Here is a 3,454-nt window from a genome sequence, read left to right on the forward strand (position 1 = left end):
TGGGGTGAGTGAGCGTAGCCAACACATAAGCGACTTGAAGTATGAAGGGTATATAAACTGTAAACTGGGCTATGCGTATAATACGAATCTTTCACTCAGAGAAACCTGCTGACAGCGTTAGTACTCCACATAAACGTAATTAATTTTATACTAAATCTCTGTGGTATGGCACAGGCGTTTAGAAGACAGGTCAATTGCGATCTGCTGGCTGGGATTTCGTCGCGCCACTCAAAAATGCACAGAGTTTTTCCCCCGCCGTCAATGGCTCAATGGGCGTTTTTCCGAGGGCGGTCTCAGTCATGACGATGGCAGGACCAATAAGCATGGACCATGCTTCGCTCGCGTCTTGCTCAAGCGATGTGAAGGTAAGGAACAGTGTTTTATCTGAAGGAAAGCGGTGCTGAGTATTAAAAAGTTTTAGCCAGGCGCGGGACTGCCGGTCGGCCTGTGCTGATCGCGTGCCGAAGCGGAGTACTCTTTTTAGTATGGCGATACCCACAATGCCTGGCCCCAGAATAAAGGGACTCCCGACGTTTATGGTGACGCCGACCCCGAGAAAAACGAGGGCGAATGACAGCATGTTATCGACTCTTCTGGTAAGGGTACTGTACAGCTTTTCCAGAGAGTACCGGTAAAGAATTTGATAACTGATTTCATCCTTGCTCATACATCTCCAGATGGTTTTTCGATTACGCTCCGGTATGTTCCCGGAATCCTGACAGATTCTGCAATTATGCCACACTTCCTGGAGGGTATTAATTAGATAGAATATAAATAGCAGACAAATATTTTGAGCTTTTAGTCGATATCGCTTTGAAAATCATTTCTCCTACTCCAGGAGATGCTGTTGCCGAGAATCGTGTCAAACGTTGCCGCGTCGGTTGGGCTGCACAGGGTAACTCTCGCAGTCAGACTCTCATTATGGTCTCTAAATGGATAACCCGCAGTCGTAACACGCCGGATGTCACGACTGACTTTATTATTACCCTGGCTTGTTAAAGCGGCATGACCACATTTTCTATATATAATAATTTGTTGTCTTTCGACCAGTATTGTCGAGTTTTTTGGTTTAATTCAACAATCCATTTAAAAACGCCTGCTGTTGCCAGATCAGTACAGTACTTTTCATAGGAATGCTCCCTCGAAAAGTGTTTAGCTGAAGTCAATTTTATTAATTCCGTATTCGGTGTTGAATTGACTTTAATCAGCTTTCTATTGCTTTTAATGGAAATGAAGTGGCCTGCATGAGTGATAATTTTCACATTACCGGTAGCAACAAAATAGATGTAATAAGCGATATTATTATATTCCAGATCGATTAGAAATGCGTTGAAATTTGCATCCTTTCTGACGCGCTCGAAAAAGTGGTTAAGCATAAGCTGTAATTCCATTTGTTAATCTATTGTAAGTTATAATGTTGTGTGTTGTGTTAGAGTATTGTTGCTTAAAAGCAGCTATACAAAGATGTTACCTAAAAGCAATAATAATCGTCTGGTATCATATAGTTTACGTTATGATTGGGATAGTGTTGCAATTGTTACTGATTATTTCTTGTAGAGCGCTTTTTGACCACTAATAGATGAGTCAATCCATTTCATTTGTAGTTTTTCTGAACGCCATGAAAAGTCATAATATATAAAAATCAGTTAATTAATTGATGTTTAGATAAGGATTACAGTGGCGGAGAGGTTTGGCGTGGCGACGTTATAGGTTTTGAAAACGCGGCTAACTCGCTGGCAGGATAATTGACAGTCAGCGTTTGAATGGGGGCAAAATTGTAACAACATCAGCATAAATAATAATATTCATGAATGTTTTGTGTGACGCAGCAGTTGAATTGAAGGGATGTTTTACCTGTTCAGGATTGTCCCGATAAAAATGTTCCTCGATAAAAGTCGATCACCTTGCGCCGAAAAAAAACAGGCTAAGTGACAGAAGAACAAAATTCATCAGGAAAATAAAATTTATAAAGATCAATGAGTAAAAATGGTTGTGGAGAAGGTGGCTATTTTTTGAAAGCAAGAAATATAAACAAAGTGTAGCTATGCATAGGTATCCAAAAGGAGAACTACCGTGACTAACATAACACTATCCACCCAGCCCTACAGAATCCATAGAAGTGACGTTGAACCAGTAAAAGAAAAAACAACGGAGAAGGACATTTTTGCAAAAAGTATTACTGCCGTTAGAAATAGCTTTATCAGCTTGTCGACGAGTCTGTCAGATCGCTTGAGCCTGCATCTGCAAACAGACATACCGACTAGCCATTTTCATCGTGGGAGCGCCTCTGAGGGTAGGGCAGTATTAACCAGTAAAACTGTTAAAGATTTTATGCTGCAAAAGCTCAATAGCCTGGATATCAAAGGTAATGCGAGTAAAGATCCGGCCTATGCTCGTCAGACATGCGAAGCGATGTTATCAGCCGTGTACAGTAATAATAAAGATCACTGTTGTAAATTACTCATCAGTAAAGGGGTCAGTATTACCCCCTTTCTGAAAGAGATAGGAGAGGCTGCGCAGAATGCGGGGCTACCTGGGGAGATAAAAAACGGCGTATTTACTCCAGGTGGGGCAGGGGCGAATCCTTTTGTCGTCCCCCTTATTGCTTCAGCGAGCATTAAATATCCGCATATGTTTATAAATCATAATCAGCAGGTGTCTTTTAAAGCGTATGCTGAGAAAATCGTTATGAAAGAGGTTACGCCGCTGTTTAATAAGGGGACGATGCCGACGCCACAACAATTTCAGCTAACTATAGAAAATATCGCGAATAAGTATCTTCAGAATGCCTCCTGAAGATAGCAAACACAATACTGCTATTAACCATATGAATTAATAGCAGATTTTCTGAAACTATATATTCATTTTTATGGCGACGCTTTTAACAAAACGTCGTCATATTTATTTTAATATAAAAATCAAATGGATACCCTTAAAACTTAAAATAATTGTTATTACTCTAAATACCGGCATAACCAGACAGCTTTTTTGTAACGCCGCGTGTTGTTAAGTCTATGATATCCGCGCACGGATGATGTCTCGATAAGGATTAATGGTCTGTTAACTGTCAGGAGAGGTTATGCCGCCTTTAAAAAAAATTGTGCTGCTCCTGTTTGTGGGGGCGATGGTCGCCACGGTAATTACACCCGCATTGGCGCTGGTTTGCCTTGAGGATCACTCCGCTAAAGAGTGTGCTATATCGTGTGCTGAGGTGATGTGGTTTATGTTTCCGATATGTTTTTAAGGAGGGATAATATTGAATGTGAACAGGCGATAGTGAGTAGCTCGCTGCGCCAGGGGATAACACTCCCCTGGCGCAGCCAGTTATATTTTATTGCGATGATAACAAAGCATTTACTCGCTACTGATGAAATTTGCTATTTACAACAGTGTACGTTTACTAAGAGCCTATCCCATTAGGGCTATTTTACTTGCCATTTTGGACCTGGGCAGT

At 41.1% G+C, this 3,454-nt stretch carries 5 protein-coding genes; 3 read left to right on the top strand and 2 right to left on the bottom strand.

All coding sequences use genetic code 11. The features are described from left to right. Positions 1-190: 190 nt before the first annotated feature. Both ACLD4K_RS21755 and ACLD4K_RS21760 read right to left on the bottom strand, forming a co-directional pair. On the bottom strand, positions 191-667 hold the full coding sequence (locus tag ACLD4K_RS21755; RefSeq protein ID WP_156010606.1) for a hypothetical protein: 477 nt from the start codon (positions 665-667) through the stop codon (positions 191-193). Positions 668-995: 328 nt separating this feature from the next. Continuing rightward, positions 996-1,391: a DUF1398 domain-containing protein gene (locus ACLD4K_RS21760; RefSeq protein WP_156010607.1), complete on the bottom strand. Its 396-nt coding sequence runs from the start codon at positions 1,389-1,391 to the stop codon at positions 996-998. Positions 1,392-2,073: 682 nt separating this feature from the next. On the opposite strand from ACLD4K_RS21760, the gene sopE2 reads away from it, so the two are divergent. The 3 genes from sopE2 (at position 2,074) to ACLD4K_RS21775 (ending at position 3,420) form a co-directional block, all read left to right on the top strand. Then, complete coding sequence (gene sopE2, locus ACLD4K_RS21765; RefSeq protein WP_411012487.1) at positions 2,074-2,796, top strand: SPI-1 type III secretion system guanine nucleotide exchange factor SopE2; 723 nt, start codon at positions 2,074-2,076, stop codon at positions 2,794-2,796. Between the two features lie 283 nt (positions 2,797-3,079). Next, entirely contained in the window at positions 3,080-3,244 is a 165-nt protein-coding gene (locus tag ACLD4K_RS21770; RefSeq protein ID WP_411012488.1) for a hypothetical protein, read from the top strand. Further along, entirely contained in the window at positions 3,235-3,420 is a 186-nt protein-coding gene (locus ACLD4K_RS21775; protein WP_310888099.1) for a serine/threonine protein phosphatase, read from the top strand. The genes ACLD4K_RS21770 and ACLD4K_RS21775 overlap by 10 nt, the downstream gene beginning before the upstream one ends. Positions 3,421-3,454 lie beyond the last annotated feature (34 nt).

This window comes from Salmonella sp. 741265055_HSA (genome assembly GCF_046569525.1).
Classification (GTDB): Bacteria; Pseudomonadota; Gammaproteobacteria; order Enterobacterales; family Enterobacteriaceae; genus Salmonella; species Salmonella enterica.